The sequence below is a fragment of the Streptosporangium sp. NPDC023825 genome (genome assembly GCF_040639575.1).
Classification (GTDB): domain Bacteria; phylum Actinomycetota; class Actinomycetes; order Streptosporangiales; family Streptosporangiaceae; genus Streptosporangium.
Genome location: NZ_JBFAAE010000034.1, coordinates 62,386 through 82,034, shown reverse-complemented (window position 1 = coordinate 82,034; position 19,649 = coordinate 62,386). Strand labels below are relative to the sequence as shown.

At 71.2% G+C, this 19,649-nt stretch carries 15 protein-coding genes; 6 read left to right on the top strand and 9 right to left on the bottom strand.

Features of this window, described 5'->3' with window-relative positions:
• Entirely contained in the window at positions 1-1,728 is a 1,728-nt protein-coding gene (gene treZ, locus AB0G15_RS26630) for a malto-oligosyltrehalose trehalohydrolase (protein WP_362844868.1), read from the top strand.
• A gap of 209 nt (positions 1,729-1,937) precedes the next feature.
• Here the strand turns inward: treZ and AB0G15_RS26625 are convergent, their stop codons facing one another.
• Positions 1,938-3,542 carry a DUF1722 domain-containing protein gene (locus AB0G15_RS26625; protein ID WP_362844865.1) on the bottom strand — a complete coding sequence of 535 codons (1,605 nt, stop codon included), beginning with the start codon at positions 3,540-3,542 and terminating at the stop codon, positions 1,938-1,940.
• Between the two features lie 264 nt (positions 3,543-3,806).
• Positions 3,807-4,778: a MerR family transcriptional regulator gene (locus AB0G15_RS26620; protein ID WP_362844862.1), complete on the bottom strand. Its 972-nt coding sequence runs from the start codon at positions 4,776-4,778 to the stop codon at positions 3,807-3,809.
• Positions 4,779-4,913: 135 nt separating this feature from the next.
• Here AB0G15_RS26620 and AB0G15_RS26615 point away from each other — a divergent pair, with 135 nt between their 5' ends.
• Positions 4,914-6,269: a deoxyribodipyrimidine photo-lyase gene (locus tag AB0G15_RS26615; RefSeq protein WP_362844859.1), complete on the top strand. Its 1,356-nt coding sequence runs from the start codon at positions 4,914-4,916 to the stop codon at positions 6,267-6,269.
• 77 nt (positions 6,270-6,346) lie between these two features.
• Positions 6,347-7,291 carry a hypothetical protein gene (locus AB0G15_RS26610; protein WP_362844856.1) on the top strand — a complete coding sequence of 315 codons (945 nt, stop codon included), beginning with the start codon at positions 6,347-6,349 and terminating at the stop codon, positions 7,289-7,291.
• Positions 7,292-7,514: 223 nt separating this feature from the next.
• Here AB0G15_RS26610 and AB0G15_RS26605 read toward each other — a convergent pair whose 3' ends face one another.
• The 6 genes from AB0G15_RS26605 to AB0G15_RS26580 form a co-directional block, all read right to left on the bottom strand.
• Positions 7,515-7,859, bottom strand: coding sequence for a hypothetical protein (locus AB0G15_RS26605; RefSeq protein WP_362844853.1), 345 nt, complete (start codon positions 7,857-7,859; stop codon positions 7,515-7,517).
• Positions 7,860-7,896: 37 nt separating this feature from the next.
• Positions 7,897-8,574, bottom strand: a complete 678-nt coding sequence (locus AB0G15_RS26600; RefSeq protein WP_362844850.1) for a uracil-DNA glycosylase — start codon at positions 8,572-8,574, stop codon at positions 7,897-7,899.
• A gap of 93 nt (positions 8,575-8,667) precedes the next feature.
• Positions 8,668-9,543: a carbohydrate ABC transporter permease gene (locus tag AB0G15_RS26595; protein ID WP_362844848.1), complete on the bottom strand. Its 876-nt coding sequence runs from the start codon at positions 9,541-9,543 to the stop codon at positions 8,668-8,670.
• Positions 9,540-11,150 (bottom strand): ABC transporter permease subunit, encoded by a 1,611-nt coding sequence (locus AB0G15_RS26590; protein ID WP_362844845.1) that lies wholly within the window; start codon positions 11,148-11,150, stop codon positions 9,540-9,542. Before AB0G15_RS26590 ends, AB0G15_RS26595 begins: the two co-directional genes overlap by 4 nt.
• 10 nt (positions 11,151-11,160) lie before the next feature.
• Complete coding sequence (locus tag AB0G15_RS26585) at positions 11,161-12,492, bottom strand: ABC transporter substrate-binding protein (RefSeq protein ID WP_362844842.1); 1,332 nt, start codon at positions 12,490-12,492, stop codon at positions 11,161-11,163.
• 103 nt (positions 12,493-12,595) lie between these two features.
• A complete protein-coding gene (locus AB0G15_RS26580; RefSeq protein WP_362844839.1) occupies positions 12,596-13,870 on the bottom strand; it encodes an ABC transporter substrate-binding protein in 1,275 nt (424 codons plus the stop codon).
• A gap of 128 nt (positions 13,871-13,998) precedes the next feature.
• Here AB0G15_RS26580 and AB0G15_RS26575 point away from each other — a divergent pair, with 128 nt between their 5' ends.
• The 3 genes from AB0G15_RS26575 to AB0G15_RS26565 all read left to right on the top strand — a co-directional run bounded on the left by AB0G15_RS26575 (position 13,999) and on the right by AB0G15_RS26565 (position 17,739).
• Positions 13,999-14,505 (top strand): PadR family transcriptional regulator, encoded by a 507-nt coding sequence (locus AB0G15_RS26575; RefSeq protein WP_362679816.1) that lies wholly within the window; start codon positions 13,999-14,001, stop codon positions 14,503-14,505.
• A gap of 17 nt (positions 14,506-14,522) precedes the next feature.
• Positions 14,523-15,272 (top strand): ABC transporter ATP-binding protein, encoded by a 750-nt coding sequence (locus AB0G15_RS26570; RefSeq protein WP_362844837.1) that lies wholly within the window; start codon positions 14,523-14,525, stop codon positions 15,270-15,272.
• Between the two features lie 187 nt (positions 15,273-15,459).
• Positions 15,460-17,739 carry an ABC transporter permease gene (locus AB0G15_RS26565; protein ID WP_362844834.1) on the top strand — a complete coding sequence of 760 codons (2,280 nt, stop codon included), beginning with the start codon at positions 15,460-15,462 and terminating at the stop codon, positions 17,737-17,739.
• A gap of 41 nt (positions 17,740-17,780) precedes the next feature.
• Here the strand turns inward: AB0G15_RS26565 and treS are convergent, their stop codons facing one another.
• Positions 17,781-19,502 carry a maltose alpha-D-glucosyltransferase gene (treS, locus tag AB0G15_RS26560; protein ID WP_362844831.1) on the bottom strand — a complete coding sequence of 574 codons (1,722 nt, stop codon included), beginning with the start codon at positions 19,500-19,502 and terminating at the stop codon, positions 17,781-17,783.
• Positions 19,503-19,649 lie beyond the last annotated feature (147 nt).

Genomic DNA, 19,649 nt, shown 5'->3' with positions numbered 1-19,649 from the left:
ATGTTCGAGGTATGGGCACCGCAGGCGACGGCGGTGGATGTGGAGATCGGCGAGGTCCGCTACCCGATGTCGTCCGCCGGAGGCGGCTGGTGGACGGCGGAGGTGTCCGGCGCCGGGCACGGGACCGACTACCGGTTCCGGCTGGACGGGGGCGAGGCGCTGCCCGACCCCAGGACCCGCTGGCAGCCCGAGGGGATCTTCGGGCCGAGCCGGGTCTACGACCACGATCGCTTCGAGTGGGGCGACGCGCTGTGGAAGGGCCGTGACCTGCCGGGTTCGGTCATCTACGAGCTGCACATCGGCACCTTCACCCCCGAGGGCACCTTCGACGCGGCGATCGGCAAGCTGGAGCACCTGGTGGAGCTCGGCGTCGACTTCGTGGAGATCATGCCGGTGCCGCCGGTGCCCGGCGGGCGCAACTGGGGCTACGACGGCGTGGACCTGTGGGCCGTCACCGAGAACTACGGCGGCCCCGACGGGCTCAAGCGCCTGGTGAACGCCTGCCACCGCCGCGGGCTCGGCGTGATCCTCGACGTCGTCTACAACCACCTCGGCCCCTCGGGCAACTTCCTCGCCCCCTTCGGCCCGTACTTCCACTCCAGCGCCTCCTCCTTCTGGGGGCAGGCCGTCAACCTGGACGGCCCCGGCTCCGACGAGGTGCGCGCCTACTTCGTCGGCAACGCGCTGCAGTGGCTGCGCGACTACCACATCGACGGCCTGAGGCTGGACGCCGTGCACGCGCTGCACGACGACCGGGCCGTGCACCTGCTGGAGGAGATCGCCGTCGAGACGGAGGCGCTGTCGGCGGCGGTGGGCAGGCCGCTCACGCTCATCGCCGAGTCCGACCTCAACGACCCCCGGCTGATGACCCCGCGCGAGGCCGGCGGGTTCGGTCTCGCGGCGGCCTGGAACGACGACGTCCACCACGCCCTGCACGTGGCGGCGACCGGTGAGCGGCACGGCTACTACGACGACTTCTACGGCGCCCTGCCCAAGGTGCTGACCCGCGCCTACTACCACGACGGGACCTACTCCTCCTTCCGGGGACGCTCGCACGGCCGCCCGGCGTCCCACGTGCCCGGCTACCGCTTCGTCTGCTGCGCGCAGAACCACGACCAGATCGGCAACCGCGCCGAGGGCGACCGGATGGCGCCCGAGGCGCTGCGGCTGGCCGCGGGGCTCCTGCTGACCTCGCCGTTCACGCCCATGCTGTTCATGGGGGAGGAGTGGGGGACGCGGGCGCCGTTCCTGTTCTTCACCGACCACGTCGAGCCGCAGCTGCGCGAGGGCGAGGGCGAGCGGCGGCGGCGGGAGTTCGTCGGCTTCGGCTACGACGACTGGGCGGACAAGGCTCCCGATCCGGGCGAGGAGCTGACGTTCCTGCGCTCCAAGCTCGACTGGAGCGAGCTGGACGACGACGCCCACCGGGCCCACCTCGACTGGTACCGCGCACTCATCGCGCTGCGCCGCGCCCATCCCGAGCTGACGGACCCGAGGCTGGATCGGGTACGGGTCGACCACGGCGAGTCCTGGCTGGTCGTGCACCGGGGAGGGCTCAGGGTGGCGGCCAACCTCGGCCCGGTCGCGCTCACGGTCAAGCTGGGGACGGGCCGGTTCGCGCCCGGCCACATCCTGCTCGCCTCCGACCCGTCGGCGACCACGGAGGGGGAGGAGCTGTTCCTGCCCCCCCGCTCCCTCGCGGTGGTGAGGCTGGATCCGGCCCTCTGAGCCGTTCCCTCACCGTTTCCTCGCCGCTTTTTCGGGGTGGTGAGCTCACCGTTCCCTCGCGGTGGTGAGATCGCCTTTCCCCTGCGGTGACGGCTCGCCGCTCCCTCGCTGTGGTGAGGGAGCGGCCGTCCGGGAGCCTGCCGTCCGGACCGGCCGCGGGATCCGGCCGTCCGAGTCGGCCGCGGGAGCCTGCCGTCCGGGCCGCGGGCTCAGGCCGGCACGTGGTTGCGCAGCCGGAGGTCCTCGGGGTACGGGGAGAAGTACGTCTGGTCCCGCACGTAGTCGGCGGCCAGGCCCTGGGCGTGGTGGCGGATCAGGGTCGCCGGGACGCTCAGCGCCACCTGCCCGGCCTGGTAGGAGGCGATGACCTCGGCCAGGTCGGCCCGGCGCACCGGGTCGAGTGCGTCGCCCACCATGCCCACGCAGTGCTGCAGGACGTTGACGTGCCGGCCGATGCTGGCCTTGGCGGCGAACGCCGTGCCGAAGACGCGGGCGTAGTCGGCGGCCAGCTCCTCGCGGGGCCGCGTGCCCGCCTGGGCCACCACCCTGCCCGCCTCCCGGAAGGCCGCCGGGTTGTGGGCCAGCATCTGCATCTTGTGCCGGGCGTGGAAGGCCACCAGGTCACGAGGGCGCCAGTCGCTCTCCAGCAGCGCTCGGAGCCGGGCGCGGGCGAAGACCCGTTCCACGAAGGTCTCGCGGAGCAGGACGTCGTTGAGCCGTCCCTCGTCCTCGACGGGCAACAGCGGATGGGTGCCGAGGACCGCGGCCGCGAACACCCCCGTGCCCTTGTGATCCACGGTCGTGCCCCCGGCGTGGACGGGGATGCCGTGCACCCCGCAGCTGGGGCTCCTGGACTTGAGGACGTAGCCGTCCACCTCGCGCAGGGCCGGAGCCCGTTCTTCGGCGAGGGCGGTCATCCTGTCGGTGAGGTCCACCCGGCTCTTCCTGGAGACCAGCCGCGTCCCGTCCGGTGAGAGCTCCAGGCGGAGGGTCTCGCGTGGGCTGCCGAGCCCGATCTCCATCTCCGGGCAGATGTGCACCCACTCGACGTGCCTGTCGAGCTCGCCGTTGAGAAACCGGTTGCGGCTGTGCCCGCCGTCGAAACGGACCGGCTCGCCCATCAGGCAGCTGGACACCGCGATCCTCGGCCTGACGACCTGCCCGCCCGTCTCGTCGGTCCCGCCGGTCCGGCCGGTTCCGTGCATCGTGTCCACCTCGTCCATCACGTCCGTACCGTCCGCGCCACGCGCGGCGGCCACTTCACTCCGGCGGGGGTCGGTGTGCCGGCCGCCCGTCGCGGCCGTGCCGAGGATCCCGGACAGGCGGCGCAGGCCGCGTGCCGTACGTGCCTTGATCGTGCCGAGCGGGACGCTCAGCCTCTCGGCGATCTCCCGCTGGGTCAGGTCGCCGTAGTAGGCGAGCTCGATCGCCTGGCGCTGCGGCGCGGGCAGCTCGGCCAGCGCCCGCTGCACCTGGTCGCGCTCCGCCAGGCCGTCGCCGTCGGTCCGGCCGTCGGCGCCGGCGCGGTCCGCGACGGCATCCAGCGGCACCGTTTGCAGGGTGCGGATCCGCAGCTGGTCGACCGCCCGCTTGTGGGCGATGCCGAGCATCCAGGCGGGGAGGCTGCGCGCCGGGTCGAAGCGGTGCCGGGAACGCCAGACCTCCGCGAACACGATCTGCTGAAGGTCGTCCACATCCTGGGGGCGAACGAACCGTCGCAGGTAGGAGCGGACGAGGGGCCCGTGGGCCTGGAAGCACTCGACCAGCGCCGCCTCGTCGCCCGCGGCGAACCGGGTGTTCAGGGGGTCTGTCATGATGCCTCCTCTTACCGAGAAAAGCTACTCAAAACTTATTCATACTCGCTCGAAGGCCGTGATCGCAAGCGAGCGGCACGGAGGTTCCCGCAGGTACGGGGCGCAGGTGCCCGTAGGTACGGCGCGGTGGTTCCCGCAGGTACGGCGCGGTGGTTCCCGCAGGTACGGCGCGCAGGTGCCCGCAGGTGCGGCGCGGAGGTTCCCGCAGGTGCGGCGCGGAGGTTCCCGCAGGTGCGGGGCGTGTCGGAGGCGTGCGGGAAAGGATCAGGCCAGGGCGGCGGCCACGACGCGGGTGATCGCGTCCTGGAACGACGCGACGCGCGGGATGGACGCGGGCAGGCCGTCCCACCAGCCCGTGCCGCCGGCGACGACCAGGCTCGGCGGGCGGAGCACGGGCAGCGACGCGAGCGGGGCGGGATCCCCGGTCTCGGGCAGCTGGGACCAGACGAAGACCACCGAGGGACCCAGCCGCCGCATCGCGTCCGCCAGCGCCGGATACGGGGTCCGGGCGCCCAGCACCCGGGTCTCCACCCGATGCTCGGTGGTCAGCGCGGCGGCGAGCGCGTAGATCGGCAGGCTGTGCAGGTCGTTCTCGGCGCAGGCGAGCAGCACGGGACGCGGGCCGGCCGGGCGGGCGGGGCGTTCGGTGAGCCCGATCAGCGCGGCCATCAGCCGGTCGGAGAACAGGTGCTCGACCTCGATGCTCGCCCCGCTCTCGGACTGGCGCCTGCAGATCGTCTCGAAGACCGGCATCACCAGGCGCTCCCAGGTCCACAGCACGCCGTGCCTGGCCAGCGCCGCGCCGATCCAGTCGTGCACGGCCCCGCTGTCCAGCATCGTCGCTGCCCGCGCCAGCATCGCCACCGTCGGCACGCCGGGCGGCCGGTCGGCCTTGAGGGACGGGATCCCCTTCGGGGCCGGCCACTCGGGTTCCCGCTCCGGCTCCCGTTCCCGCTCCTCCGGAGGCGCGGAGGGGACGACCTCGATCCGCAGGACCCTCCGTGCCGCGTCGGAGGCCGGAATCCCGCTCCTGATGAGCCGGTTCATCTCCTCCAGGCGCCACAGGTCGCGGGCGTCGTAGCGCCGGTGTCCCCCCGGGCTCCGGCGGCTCGGGCCCACGCCGTAACGTAGGTTCCAGGTCCGCAGCGTGGGGGCGGGTACTCCGAGGCGCCGGGCGACGGCTCCGATGCCGTATCCGGGCTCCTCGTCGGCTACCACTTGACGCTGCTCGTCCATCTCATCCCATTTCGAGCCTGCTATGTGCGGTACCAGCGTGACAGGCGAGGGGAGCGGTCGCTCCCTGAACGTTCTTTCGAGTTCCGGGCCCCTGGTGGACGCAACCGACGGAGCGTTACCGGGCGAAGGAAAAACGTGACCGATACTGTGATCGTTTTGTTCAGCCGCGACCTCCGGGTGCACGACCACCCGGCGCTCGCCGCGGCGTGCGAGCGCGCACGTCATGTCATACCGCTCTTCGTCGCGGACCCCGCCATCCCCTCGGGCGACTCGGGCAACCGCGGGGGGTTCCTCGCCGAATGTCTCGCCGACCTGCGTGGATCGCTCCGCGGGCGGGGCGGTGAGCTGATCGTGCGCCACGGTGACACGATCGCCGAGACGATGCGCCTGGCGGAGGAGACGGGGGCCCGGGCCGTCCACACCAGTTTGGACGTCAGCACCCTCGCGCGACGCAGGCAGCGGCGCCTGGCCGAGGAGTGCGAGCGCCTCAGGATGGCGTTCCGCCTGTTCCCCGGCCTGACGATCGTGCCCCCCGACGCCCTGAGGCCGACGGGCGGAGGCGACCACTACCGGGTCTTCACGCCCTACCTGCGGGCCTGGGCCCGGCAGCCGCGCAGGGAGGTGCTCAAGGCCCCCGGCATGGTGCACGTCCCCGGCGGCCTGAGGGCCGGAAAGCTGCCCGAGCCGGGGCGTGAGCCGTACGAGCTGTTCAGGGGCGGTGAGGAGGTAGGGCGCCGGAGGATGGAGCAGTGGCTGAGGCACTGCGTGGAGGACTACGCCGACGGCCACGACGACATGGCGGGCAACCGCACCTCCAGGCTCAGCCCCTACCTGCGCTTCGGTTGCGTCTCGCCGCTGGAGCTGGAGGCGCTCGCCAGGGAGGCGGGGGGCGCGGGTGACGCGAGGGACGTGGGGGAGATAGAGGAAGAGGGCGAGGACCGCAGGGGTGCCGACGAGTTCGTCAGGCAGCTGTGCTGGCGTGACTTCTTCTACCAGGTGACACGGGCCTTCCCGCGTATCAACCGGGACGACTACCGGCCGCGCGGGCACGAGTGGCGCGACGACGACCACGCGGCGCAGGCGTGGAAGGAGGGCCTGACCGGGGTTCCGATCGTGGACGCCGGGATGCGGCAGTTGCTCACCGAGGGCTGGATGCACAACCGGGCACGCCTGATCGTGGGCTCGTTCCTCGTCCGGCGGCTGGGCGTCGACTGGCGCGTCGGCGCCGACCACTTCTTCGACCTGCTGCTCGACGGCGACGTCGCCAACAACTACGGCAACTGGCAGTGGGTCGCGGGGACCGGCAACGACACCCGGCCCAACCGGCCCGTCAACCACATCCGGCAGGCCAGACGGTACGACCCGGACGGCGAGTACGTCCGCCGTTACGTCCCCGAACTCGACGCCGTGCCCACGCGGATGGTCCACGAGCCCTGGAGGCTCCCCTCGGGCGTCCCGGGCTATCCGGCGCCGCTGGTGCCCATGGGCTGAGCCGGGCCGGGCGAGCGCCGTGAGCGATGATCCGGGAAGGTCCGGAACGAATCGTCCTTCCCACGCGTCGCACAGGTGTGACCCCCTATGACAACGCCGCCGACGCCCTGCTCGCCGCCCGCGAACGGGTGCGCCGGCTCGAACAACTGACCAGCCGGCGCGAGGCGGTGGCCGTGCAGCTCGACGAGGTCGGGACGCTCCTGGGTGACCTCGAGGAGCAGCTCGCCAAGGAGGAACGGGACGTCTCCAAACTGGAGGGCGGCGGCTTCGCGGCCCTCCTGTCCGGGCTCACCGGGTCCAGGGAGGAGCGGCTCGTCAGGGAGCGCGCCGAGGCGCTGGCCGTACGGCAACGCCTGGACGGCCAGCGCAACCGCCTCGAATGGCTGAACGCGGACCGGGCGGCCGTCGACGAGGGGCTCGCCGGGCTGGGGACGGCGCGGGAGGAGTACGACGCGCTGCTGGAGCGGGAGGAGCGCCGGCTGGTCGCCTCCGGCGCCCCCGAGGGGCGCGAGCTGGTCGAGATCGGCCACCGTCTCGCCGACACCCGCGCCGACCTCGTGGAGCATCAGGAGGCCCACCAGGCCGGGGTCGACGCGCTGCACGGGGTCGGCGAGGTCCTGCGCTGCCTCGGCGGCGCCCGCGGCGCCTCCAGGTGGGACATGCTGGCCGGGGGCGGCTTCGCGGACATGGTGGAGCACGGCCACCTGCGCAACGCGGACGAGGCCGCCTGGCACGCCCAGCAGCTGCTGGACACCTTCTCCAGGGAGCTCGTCGACATCGGCGTGAACGTCACCCCGAAGCTTCCCAAGGTGGACACCCGCTGGTTCGCCGACATGTTCTTCGACAACATCATCACCGACGCGATCAAGCATCATCGGATCTCGGAGACCGGCGCGGCCGTCGCGGACGTCGCCGAGTGGGTGAGGCGCACGGTCAACGGTCTGGACCTTCGCCTCGAAGAGCTGGCCCGGCAGCGGGACGCCCTGGCGGCTCGCCGGGAGAAGGTCATCGTCACCGGCTGAGGCGCGGGCCTTTCCTGCGGGCCCTCGGCAGTGAAAAGCCCCGGCGGCCGAAACCTCAGCGGCCGAAACCCCGGCGGTGAAAAGCTCCGGTGATGAAAAGCTCCGGCGGCCGAAAGCCCCGGTGATGAAAAAGCCCCGGCGGTGGGGGGCCTTCCCGGCGGGGCGCCTGGCCGGGAAGGCCCACCACCGCCGGGGTGGCGGTGATCGTCTCAGTGCCGTGGTCTCAGTGCCTGTGGTCGTGGCCCGCGTGGTCGTCGTCCTCGTCCTCGTCCGAGGGACCGTCGGAGGGCTCGACGCCCAGCACGGCCTCACGGGGCTCGATCTGGTCGACGTGCTCGATCAGGCCCAGGACGTGGTCCGGCTCGATCAGCCACTGCAGCGCGCTGGCGCCGGTGTCGTCGGCCGAGACCAGCTCGGCCTGCTCCTTACGCTCGTCGTCGTCCAGATCGGCGTCAGGGTGGTTGATCTCTTTCAGCGCGGCGGTTTGCAGGGCGGCGAGGTCCTGCACCTCCACGGTCAGCTCAACGGTCAGACGCAGATAGCGTTCGGTGCCCGATACATCACTCATGGTGGAAATCCTAGTGCCTGGGTGGGGTGGGAACTGCCTAGGGGAGCTTCCACTCCACGGGGCCCGCGCCCTGCTGCTGGAGAAGCTCGTTCGTCCTGCTGAACGGGCGGGAGCCGAAGAAGCCGCTGCGGGCCGACAGAGGGCTGGGGTGGGCCGACTCGATGGCCGGGACGGACCCGAGCATCGGGCGCAGGTTGCGGGCGTCGCGTCCCCACAGGATCGCCACCATCGGCTTGTCGCGGGCGACGAGGGCCTTGATGGCCTGCTCGGTGACCTCTTCCCAGCCCTTGCCGCGGTGCGAGGCGGGCTTGCCCGGCATGACGGTGAGCACCCTGTTGAGCAGGAGCACGCCCTGCTCGGTCCAGGGGGTCAGGTCGCCGTTGCCCGGCATCGGCAGCCCGAGGTCCTCGGTGAGCTCCTTGTAGATGTTGCGCAGGCTGCCCGGGATCGGGCGCACGTCCGCGGCCACGGAGAAGCTCAGGCCGATCGGGTGCCCCGGCGTGGGGTACGGGTCCTGGCCCACGATCAGCACTTTGACCTGGTCGAAGGGCTGCTGGAAGGCCCGGAGCACGTTGGCGCCCGCAGGGAGGTACTGCCGGCCTTCCGCCACCTCCTTCCGGAGGAACTCGCCCATTTCGGCGATCTTCTCGGCGACGGGTTCGAGGGCCTTGGCCCACCCGGCTTCCACGACTTCGTTCAAGGGGCGTGCGGCCATGTGCAGGACCCTATCGAGGTTTTAGGCCCGGTACGGCGCGTGCTGGAAAGTGCTGGAAATCAGCGCGCGTCGCACCGGGCCTGCCCCTGTGGATCACTTCACCGAGCCGGCCATCATCCCCTGGACGAAGTACCGCTGGAAGGCGAAGAAGAGGATCAACGGGATGATCAGCGACAGGAAGGCCCCTGGCGCAAGAATGTCCACGTTGGTCCCGAATTGCCGCATCTGGGACTGCAGGGCCTTGGTCATCGGCTGGTTCTCGGTGTTGGCGAAGACCAGCGAGACGAGCAGGTCGTTCCAGACCCAGAGGAACTGGAAGATCCCGAGTGAGGCGACCGCCGGCTTGGCCAGCGGGAACACCACGGTGGAGAAGATCTTCCATTCCCCCGCGCCGTCCATCCGCGCCGCCTCCAGCAGCGAGCGCGAGATGCCCGCGAAGAAGTTGCGGAGCAGGAAGATGGCGAAGGGAAGTCCGAAGGCGACGTGGAAGAGCACCACGCTCACGATGGAGCCGAAGATCCCGGCGGAGCCGTACAGTTTCGCGATCGGGATGAGCGCGATCTGGGTCGGCACCACCAGCAGGCCGACCACCACCAGGAACAGCGCGTCCCTGCCGGGGAACTCCATCCAGGCGAACGCGTACGCCGCCATGGCGGCGATGCCGATCACCAGGACGGTGGAGGGCACCGTGATGAACACGGTGTTCCAGAACGACGCGGTGAACCCGGTGGCCAGCAGGTCGGAGTAGTTCTTGAAGGTCAGCTCGGCCGGCTTGGTGAGGATCGTCCACCAGCCGGTGGAGTTGTTGGCCGTCTCGTCGCGGATCGAGACCACGAACAGTCCCAGCGTGGGAACCAGCCAGAACAGGCCGATCACCACCAGCACCGCCTGGACCAGGCCGCCGCCCAGCCGGTCCACGATCCTGCCGAGGGCGCCGCGGGGCGGGGCGTCAAGGGTGGAGGTCGTCACTGGTTGTCCCTCCTGAACCGGCGGATGTTGAGAATCATGAAGGGCAGGACGAGGACCAGCAGGAAGATGGCGAGCGCGCTGCCCAGCCCCTGGTTGCTGCCCCCGCCGAACGAGACCCGCCACATCTCCAGCGCGATCACGTTGGCCTGCGGCTGCACCGATCCCGGCGCGATGACGAAGACCAGGTCGAAGACCTTCAAGGTATTGATGATCATCGTGACGAACACGACGAGCAGCACCGGGGAGAGCAACGGAACGGTGATCTTCCGGAACACCTGCCACTCGGTGGCGCCGTCGATGCGGGCAGCCTCCAGCGCGTCACGCGGGATGGCCGCGAGCCCGGCCGCGATCAGCACCATGGCGAACCCGGCCCACACCCAGACGAACGCGCCGATGATCGCCGGGGTGATCAGCGTCGGGCCCAGCCAGGGGATGCCGCCGAAGGCCGCGTCGAAGTTCGACTGCGGCAGCCGCACCTGGTACTCGCCCGGGGCGAGCCCGGTGAAGCGGAAGGTGCCGTCGGCCTCGCTGGTGGCGGTGGCCTTGACGGCGCCGTTCTGCACCGCCTCGACCGTCATCCCGGCCAGGGCCTTCTCGGTGCCGTCCACCTGGTTGGGCGCGCCGCCGCCGCCCTGGGTGAAGTCGAACCAGACGGTCCCGGCCAGCTCGCCGGGGCCCGGCTGGGCCGCCTTCGCCGTCGAGGCCGAGGCGAGGGTGGCGGGCTTCACGCCCACGAGCGGCAGGAGCACCGCCTGCCCCGGCTGCGCGGGCTGCTTGGCCACCACCCCGCCGCCCTGCCCGGGGGCGACCGGGGACTGGTCGTTCTCCCGGGGACGGGCGTCCGGATAGCCCTGGTCCGAGCCGAAGAGGCCGGTCACCGAGGTGATCACGGCGTTGGCCACGCCCCGGTCGGGGGCCTGCTCGTAGACCAGGCGGAAGATGACGCCGGAGGCCATCAGCGAGACGGCCATCGGCATGAACACGACCAGCTTGAACGCGGTCGCCCAGCGGATCCGCTCGGTCAGCACCGCGAAGATGAGGCCGATCACGGTGACCAGGGCGGGCGCCACCGCGACCCAGATCAGGTTGTTCCTGATCGTGGTCAGGGTGGAGGAGTCGCTGAAGATCGTCGCGTAGTTGTCCGCCCCGACGAAGGTGCGGCCGCCGGCGTCGTAGAGGCTCCGGTAGATCGAGTAGATGATCGGGTAGATCACCATCACGCCGAGCACGAGCGCGCCCGGCAGCAGGAACCAGAGCGCCAGCGTCGGCGGCGGCCCCAGCCGGGAGGCCCCGGCGGGCACCTTGGCCGGTGCCGCCGCAGGAGCGGCCGCCCCGGCCGTGGCGAGCTCCGGCTCGGCGACAGGCTCGGTGACCGGCTCGGCGGGGTCGTCCGACCTGACGTCGGCCAGGGCCGGGTGGCCGTCCCCCTCGCCGGAGGCCGTCGCCTTGGGGAGCTCGGGGGGCTCGGGGGACTCCGGGGTGGTTTCCGGAGCGTGGGCGGGGCCGGCGTCCTGCGCCGGCCGCCGGGTGTCGTCAGGTCCGGAGGAGGGGTCGCGGGCGGCGTCGCCGCCACGCGAGCCCTGCGGGCCGTCTAACCGATCGGTCACGGCCGCTCCCCTACTTCCAGGCCTGCTTGGCGGCGTCTTCGAGCTTGGCCTGGATGCCCTTGACGTCCGAGGGGTCGCGGACGAAGTCCTGCAGATACTTCCACTCGGCCTTGCCGTCGGTCCCGCCGAAGGCGCTGGGCGCGAGGTCGGACATGTCATAGCGGACGGTGTCGCCGGCGGCGATGATCGTCTCGGCGAGCTTCTTGGTCAGCTCGTCCGGGTAGCTGGCGGGCGAGACGTTGCGGTTGGGAGAGAGGTAGCCGGGGAGCTTCGCCCAGACCTCGCCGCCCTCCTTGGAGGCGAGGAACTCCAGCAGCGCCATCGCGCCCTTGGAGTCCTTCAGCGCCACCGCGATGTCGCCGCCCAGCACGACCGGCTCGGTCTCGCCGGCCTTCGGGAACGGGAAGTACTTGGCCTCCTCGCCGAGCTTCGCGCCCGACTGCTCGGCCGTGACACCCACGAAGTCGGCCTCGATGACCATCGCCGACTTGTCCTGGCCGTAGACCTGGGTCACACAGGTCGGGAAGTCGGTCTGCAGGGCGCCGGCGGAGCCGCCGAGCAGGAACTCCTTCTTGCCGACGAGCTGCCCGATCTTCTCCAGCGCGGTGGTCACGCTGGGGTCGGTCCACGGGATCTCGTGCTTGGAGAGCTTGGTGTAGTTCTCCGGGCCCGCGGTGGACAGGTAGACGTTCTCGAACAGGTCGGTCAGGGTCCAGCCGGAGGCGCCGCAGAGGGAGAACGGCGGGGTGCCGGAGTCGGCGATCGTCTGGGCGGTCTTGATCAGATCGTCCCAGGTGGCCGGGGGTGTCGCGCCGGCGTCCTGGAAGGCCTGGTCGCGGTACCAGATGAGCGACTTGTGGGCCGCCTTCACCAGCACGCCGTAGGACTGGCCGTCGGCGGAGCCGAGTTCCTTCCAGTACGGGGTGTAGTTGTCGTCGATCTGCTTCTGGACCTCGGCGGTGAGCGGCTTGAGCGCCTTCTGGTCCGCGTACTGCTGGACCAGGCCGGGCTGGGGCAGGATCGCGACGTCCGGCGGGTTGCCGCCCTCGATGCGCGGGCCGAGGTAGGCGCCGGTGTCCTCGCCGGTGGAGGCGTAGGTGACCTTGGCGCCGGTCTTCGCCTGGAACGCCTTGAGCACCGCCTCGAAGTTGGCCTGCTCGGCGCCGGTCCACTTGGCGGCGACCTCGACGGTCACCCCTTCGAGGGTCTTGGCGGCGGCCGGCGCGGACGTGGACGCGCCGTCGCTCGTGGCCGGTGCCGGGGCGGCCGACTCGCCGCCGCCACACGCGGCGAGTGCCAGAGCGAGTCCCGCCGTCGTCACCGCGGCAATGGTTCTGCGCATGCTGAACAGACCTCCTGAGACGTTGAGGCTGAAAATTGAGCTGTATAGGACGAACAAGCAGCCGAAATGGGGATGACGGCTTCTGCCGGGGGTCGGCCCGGCGTCATTGAGCCCGGATGATCTCTTCGAGTTGGCCCTTCATGGAGGAGACGACGTCCTCGCTGTCGTGCTCGGTGAAGGGCGGTGTGAGGGCGTTGGAGACCGCACTGGCGATCACCAGACTCACCTGGTCGTAGTTGGCGCTGGCGGGCCTGGGCCGGGCGGAGAGGATGCTCTGCTTCAGGACCGGAAGGTAGGGGAAACGCTTGATCAGACCGGGGTCGTCGTACAGCTCGGCCCACACGGGCGGGAACGAGCCGTCGGCGAGCACCCGCCGCTGGTTCTCCAGGCCGGTGAAGTAGCGGATGAACTCGGTGGCCGACTTCTGCCGCTTGGAGAAGGCGCTCACCGCGAGGTTGTAGCCGCCGAGCGAGCCGGTGCCGGGGCCGTCGAGACCGGGCAGCCGGGTCACCCCGAACTTGCGGGCGACCGACGAGGTGGTGGCCGGTCCGTAGGCGTGCGGCCAGTTGCGGGCGAAGGCCAGCCGTCCCTCCTCGAAGGCGAGTTGCGCCTCGTCCTCCTTGAAGGAGAGCGACTCCTGCGGGATCCACCCCTCCCGGAACCCGCCCACCAGAAAGTCCAGGCCGGCCTTCGCCCTGGCCACGTCCATGGTCACCTTGGTGCCGTCCGGGCTGAGGATCTGCCCGCCCGCCGACTGCACGGCCTCGGCGAAGTTCACGGTCAGGCCCTCGTAGGCCAGGAACTGCCCCGCGTACCCGCCGATGCCGTACCTGTCGTGCAGGACGCGCGCCTGGGCGCGCAGCTCCTCCCAGGTCCTCGGCGGCTTGAAGCCCTCCTTGGCCAGCAGGTCCCTGCGGTAGTAGAGGAGACCGGCGTTGCTGGTGTACGGAACCGCCCAGAGCTTGCCCCGGTAGACCGCCGTGTCGACGACCGGCGGCAGGAACCGGTCGAGCGGGAACATCGCGCGCTCCAGCGGCAGGATCCAGCCGGCCTCGGCGAACTCGGCGGTCCAGATCACGTCCAGCCCGATCACGTCGTACCGGTCGCTTCTGGCCTGGAGGTTGGCAACCATCTGGGCACGCTGCTCGTCGGCCGCCTCGGGGAGTTCGAGCAGGGTCGCCCGCTCCCCGGGGTGGGTCTGGTTCCACCGGTCGAGCAGCGGCTGCAGGTAGGCGGTCGCGGGACGTCCGATCACCAGGGTGAACGGGCCGGTCCCGCCGAAGCGTTCGGTCTCCCGCGCGCCGGCCGCCGAGCACCCCGCCACGAGAAGCGACACGAGAAGCACGGCGAGCGCGACGGGGGTGAGTCGGCGCACCATGACCTCCCGGTTTCCAGTTGGTTACATACGTGTTAGGTAGATGCATGCATGTTATGCATAGCGATAACATCACCGTCAACGGATAACCCCGTAACGCTCACGTAACGAGCTCTCCGAGGAGGTGGGGCGTGCGGCTGACACTGCTGGCGCTCCTCGCGAAGGAACCTGCCCACGGCTACGAGCTCAAACAGGCACTTGAACAGATCTTCGGCAGCGCCTACCCTTCACCGAACATCGGGCAGATCTACGTCACGCTCGGCCGGCTGGAGAAGGACGGCCTGGTGCGCGCCGTGGACGTCGAGCAGTCCAACCGGCCGAACAAGAAGGTCTACTATCTGACGGCCGCCGGCCGCGAGATCCTCGACACGTGGGTGGACGAGCCCACCGAGGGGCCCAGGGTCCGGGACGAGTTCTTCATGAAGCTCGTGCTGGCCCCGATGACCGGCATCGCCGACAGGATGGCGATGATCAACCGCCAGCGCCGTCACTACCTCGGACTCATGCGTGACCTCAACGAGCTCGCCGAGCGGACCGACCCGGACAACCGCGTCGCGCTCCTGCTGGTCGAGGGGGCCATGCTGCACCTCCAGGCCGACCTCGACTGGCTCGAACGCTGCCAGGAGGACCTGAGTTGACGTCTCCCGTGGTTCCCGTGGGCGAAACGGTTCCCGTGGTCGAAACCGTCAATCTCGTCAAGATCTACCAGGACGGCGGGGTGCCGGTGCCCGCGGTGCGGGGGGTCGACCTGCGCGTGGGCCCGGGGGAGTTCGTGGCGGTCATGGGCCCGTCCGGCTCCGGCAAGTCCACCCTGGTCCACATGATCGGCGGCCTCGAGGCCAGGACCAGCGGCGAGATCTGGCTCGACGGGCAGCGGGCCGACACGCTCAACGAGAGCGCCTGGGCGCTGCTGCGCCGCCGGAAGATCGGCTTCGTCTTCCAGTTCTTCAACCTCGTCGCCAACATGACGGTGGCCGACAACGTCGAGCTGCCCGCGCTGCTGGCCGGCGCCTCCACGCGCGAGGCCCGCCGGCGCCGCGAACACCTCCTCGGCGAGCTCGGCCTGACCGCCCGCGCCGACGCCGCCCCCTCCCAGCTCGCCGGGGGCGAGCAGCAGCGGGTCGCGCTGGCCCGCGCGCTGGCCAACGAGCCGAGCCTGCTGCTCGCGGACGAGCCCACCGGCAACCTCGACAGCCGCAACACCCGCGACGTCCTGCGCCTGCTCGGCGAGGTCCACCGCGAGGGCCAGGCCGTCATCCTGGTCACCCACGACGCCAGGGTGGCCAGCCTGGCCGACCGGGTGGTCTCCCTCCTGGACGGCCAGATCGTCGACGACGGCGGCGCCGGGCTGGCCCGCCGCCGCCCCAAGGGCAGCGCAGGCGACGTCGTCGAGCTGAGAGGCTGACGGTGCGCTTCCGGTCCTCCCCGCCCGCGGCCGCGCGGGCTTCCCGGCCCGTGCCTTCCCGGCCCGTGGATCCGCGGGCTCCCCGGGCTGTGCCTTCCCGGCCCGCGGCCGCGCGGGCCTCACATGTCTCACGGGCTTCACGAGGCGTACGGTCCCTGACGTCGCGGTCCGTGCGGGGGGCGTCGCGGTGAGCACCGTACGCGCCTCCGTCAGGTGGATCCGGGCCGATCTCGGGGCCCGCAGGGGCCAGGCGCTGCTGACGGTGCTGGCCGTGGCCGGGATCGTCACCGCGCTGATCACCTCCGCGACCCTGCTGGAGGACGGCACCAACCCGTGGCGCGGGCTGTTCGCCGAGTCCAGGGGCGCGCACGTGTGGATACACACCAAGGACGCCCCCGACCCGGCCGCGCTGTCGAGACTCCCGGGCGTGGTCCAGGTCGCCGGACCCTACCGGTCGGCCCCGGTCACCCTCACGCTGGACGGGAAGAAGTCGCCGGTGGCGCTGCGGGAGATGTCCGCGGCGCCGCCGCAGGTCGCCGTCCCCCTGATCCGCGAGGGGCGCCCGCTGCGCCCCGGCGACACCGACGGCGTGGTCGTCGAGCGCTCCTTCGCCAGGGCGCTCAGCCTGGGGGTGGGCGGCACCTTCCCGGTGACCGCGCTCAACGGCGCCACCCACCCGCTCGTCGTGGTCGGCCTGGCCGACACCGCCGACCAGGGTTTCTACCCCGAGTGGACGCCCGGCCTGGCCTGGACGCTCGCGCCCGTCCTGGCCAGGGTCGAGCCCGCGCTGGGCCGCAGCGAGTCGGTCACCGGGCTGCGCCTGTCCGACGGCGAGGCCACGCTGCCCGCCGTCCACGGCGCCGTCACCCTCCTGGAGGGGCAGATCCAGCGGATGTCCACCTGGCGCGAGGTCCGCGCCTCGATGGAGCTGGACAACCGGCTGCTCGGCCTGCTGCTCGCCCTGTTCGGGATCACCGGGCTGGTCGCCGCCGCGCTCGCCATCGCCAACGCGGTGGGCGGCCGGGTGCTGAGCCAGACCCGCGACATCGCCACCCTCAAGTCCCTCGGCTACACCCGGGGCCAGGTCTTCGGCGTGCTCATGGCCGAGCACGGGGCGCTCGGGCTGCTCGGCATCGTCATCGGGCTGGTCTGCGGCCAGATCGCCGCCTCGTTCGTCCTGGACGGGGTGCCGATCCTGCCGCTCTCCCCGGTCCCGCTGCTCGCCATCGCCGGCGGCACCGCCGCCGTGGTCCTGGTGGCGGTGGCCCTGCCCGCCTGGCGGGGCTGCCGCACCCCGCCCGTCCCCGCGGCCCCCGCGGCGCCGCCCAGGGGGCACCTGTCGCGGCTGGCGCGCCTGGCCCTGCTCGTACGGCTGCCTCCGGCCCTGGTCCTGGGCACCCGTGACGCCTTCACCCGGCGCGTCCCGGCGTTCCTGAGCATCTTCGGCGTCGCGGTCCCGATGATGATGATCACCATCGGGCTCGGCTGCTGGGCCACCCTGGACGACTTCCTGCGCCACCCGGAGCGGGTCGGCCAGGCGGCGGCGCTCACCGTGCGCCCGGACAAGCTCCCGGCCGACGACGCCCTGCGGATCGCGAGGGCCGACCCGGGGGTGCTCGCCGCCTACCCCGGCACCGAGGTGCCCGCGCTGGAGCCCGAGCAGACCAGGAGCGTGCTGGCCCGCGCCGCCGGAACCTCCGCCGAGCCGTACCCCTTCTCGGTCGTCGAGGGGCGGATGTACGCCGCCAGGGGTGAGGCCGTCGCCGGGCAGGGGCTGCTCGACCTGCTGGACGTGAAGATCGGGGACCGGGTCCGGCTCACCGTCGGCGGCACCCCGCTGATCGTGCACCTCGTGGGCCGGGTGGTGGAGCCCGACCAGGACGGCGAGGTGCTCTCCTTCGGCATCGACAGCCTCGCGGCCAAGGACGCGGTGCCGCCGCAGTTCTACAGCCTGGTGCTCAGGCCGGGCGCCGACCCGGCGGAGGTGCGGGCGCGGCTGCTGATCGCCTCGGGCGAGGCCCTGGAGGTGCAGCGGGTGGTCAACCCGGCGGAACGGCTCGCGATCATCCGCGTGGTGATCGTGGCGCTGATCGTCGTGCTCGCCCTGCTCGGCCTGGCCAACCTCCTGACGGCGAGCGCGCTGGGCCTGCGCGACCACGCCTTCGACCTGGCGGTGCTCAAGGCGATGGGTCTCACGCCCCGGCAGGTGGCCGCCACCCTGGTCACCGGGACCGGTCTGCTGATCGTGCTGGGCGTGGTCGCGGGCGCCGCGGCCGGTGCCTCACTGGTCGGCGGGCTGATCGACCTGCAGGGGCACACCAGCGGCGTCGGGGCGGGCATCGGCCGTACGCCCTCGGTCCTGACGCTCGCCGTCGCGATGCTCGTCGCGATCGGGACCGCCCTGCTGGTGACGCTGATCCCGGCCGGGCGCGCGGCCCGCGCCCAGGTCCCGGTGACCGCGCGATAGCCCCGGGACGGTGACCGTCCCGGGGCGCTCTCGGTAAGGACTCAGCCCTCGGCGCCGGGGATGTCGGCGTTCTTGAGCGAGAACCAGTAGAAGCCGTGGCCGGGCAGGGTCAGCAGGTACGGCAGGGTGCCCACGGGGGGGAACCGCACCCCGCCCCTGGCCTCGACCGGGATCATGCCCGCGAAGCGGCGCAGGTCGAGCTCGACCGGCTGCGGATACTTCGACAGGTTGTTGACGCACAGCATCAGGTCGTCGCCGTCCTCGCGGACGAAGCTGAGCACCGCCTGGTTGCTGGACCACAGCTCGTTGTAGACGCCGGTGCCGAAGACCTGGTGGTCACGGCGGATCGCCAGCATGTTCCTGGTGAAGTGCAGCAGCGACGCGGGGTTCTTCTGCTGCGCCTCAACGTTGATCGCCTGGTAGCCGTGGATCGGGTCCATGACGACGGGCAGGTACAGGCGCCCGGGGTCGGCCTTGGAGAAGCCCGCGTTGCGGTCGGGGCTCCACTGCATCGGGGTGCGGACCGCGTCGCGGTCCTCCAGCCAGATGTTGTCGCCCATGCCGATCTCGTCGCCGTAGTACATGACCGGGGAGCCGGGCAGCGACAGCAGCAGCGCGGTGAACAGCTCGATCTGGTCGCGGTCGTTCTCCAGCAGCGGGGCGAGGCGGCGCCGGATGCCGAGGTAGGCCCGCATGCGCGGGTCCTTGGCGTACTCGGCGTGCATGTAGTCGCGCTCCTCCTCGGTCACCGTCTCGAGCGTCAGCTCGTCGTGGTTCCGCAGGAAGATGCCCCACTGGCCGCTGTCGGGGAGCTTCGGCGTCCGCGACATGATCTCGGAGATCGGCTCGCGGCTGCCCTGCCGCACCCCCATGAAGATGCGCGGCATGAGCGGGAAGTGGAAGGCCATGTGGCACTCGTCGCCGCCGACCGAGGGGTCGCCGAAGTACTCGACCACGTCCTCGGGCCAGCCGTTGGCCTCGGCGAGCAGCACCCGGTCCGGGTAGAGGCGGTCGACCTCGGCGCGGACCTTCTTCAGGTACGCGTGGGTCTCCGGCAGGCCGGAGCAGTCGGTGCCCTCGCGCTCGAAGAGGTAGGGGACCGCGTCGAGCCTGAAGCCGTCGATGCCCAGGTCCAGCCAGAACCGCAGGACCTCCAGCATGGCCTCCTGGACCGCCGGGTTCTCGTAGTTCAGGTCGGGCTGGTGGTGGAAGAAGCGGTGCCAGTAGTACTGCTTGCGGACCGGGTCGTAGGTCCAGTTGGACTCCTCGGCGCCGACGAAGATGATCGGCGCGTCGGGGTAGCCGGACGGGTCGTCGGACCAGACGTAGAAGTCGCCGTACGGACCCTCGGGGTCGTGCCGGGACGCCTGGAACCAGGGGTGTCTGTCGCTGGTGTGGTTCATCACCAGGTCGGTGATGATGCGCAGGCCCCGCCGGTGCGCCGACTCGATCAGCTCCACGAAGTCTCCGAGGTCGCCGAAGTCCGGCAGGATCTTCATGTAGTCGGAGATGTCGTATCCGCCGTCACGCAGGGGAGACTCGTACAGCGGGAGCAGCCACAGGCAGTCGACGCCGAGCCACTCGACGTAGTCCAGCTTCTCGATGAGGCCGCGCAGGTCGCCGGTGCCGTCGCCGTTTGAGTCCTTGAACCCGCGGACCAGCACCTCGTAGAAGACCGCACGCTTGTACCACTGGGGGTCCGCCGAGACGAAGTCCTCGGCCACGGACTCCTGGGAAGGGGAGGGGAAGGGGGATGGGGTCATCGTGTTCTCGCTCACGGTGATGAAGGGCAGGACGAAGTCACCGGATGCTCCGGCTGATGATGTTTGGTGACCGCGCCGGCGGGAGCCGTCATCCCCACGAGCTCCATGCTCTCGGGCGGACCGAATTTGTGATTCTGGGCCGTCCCT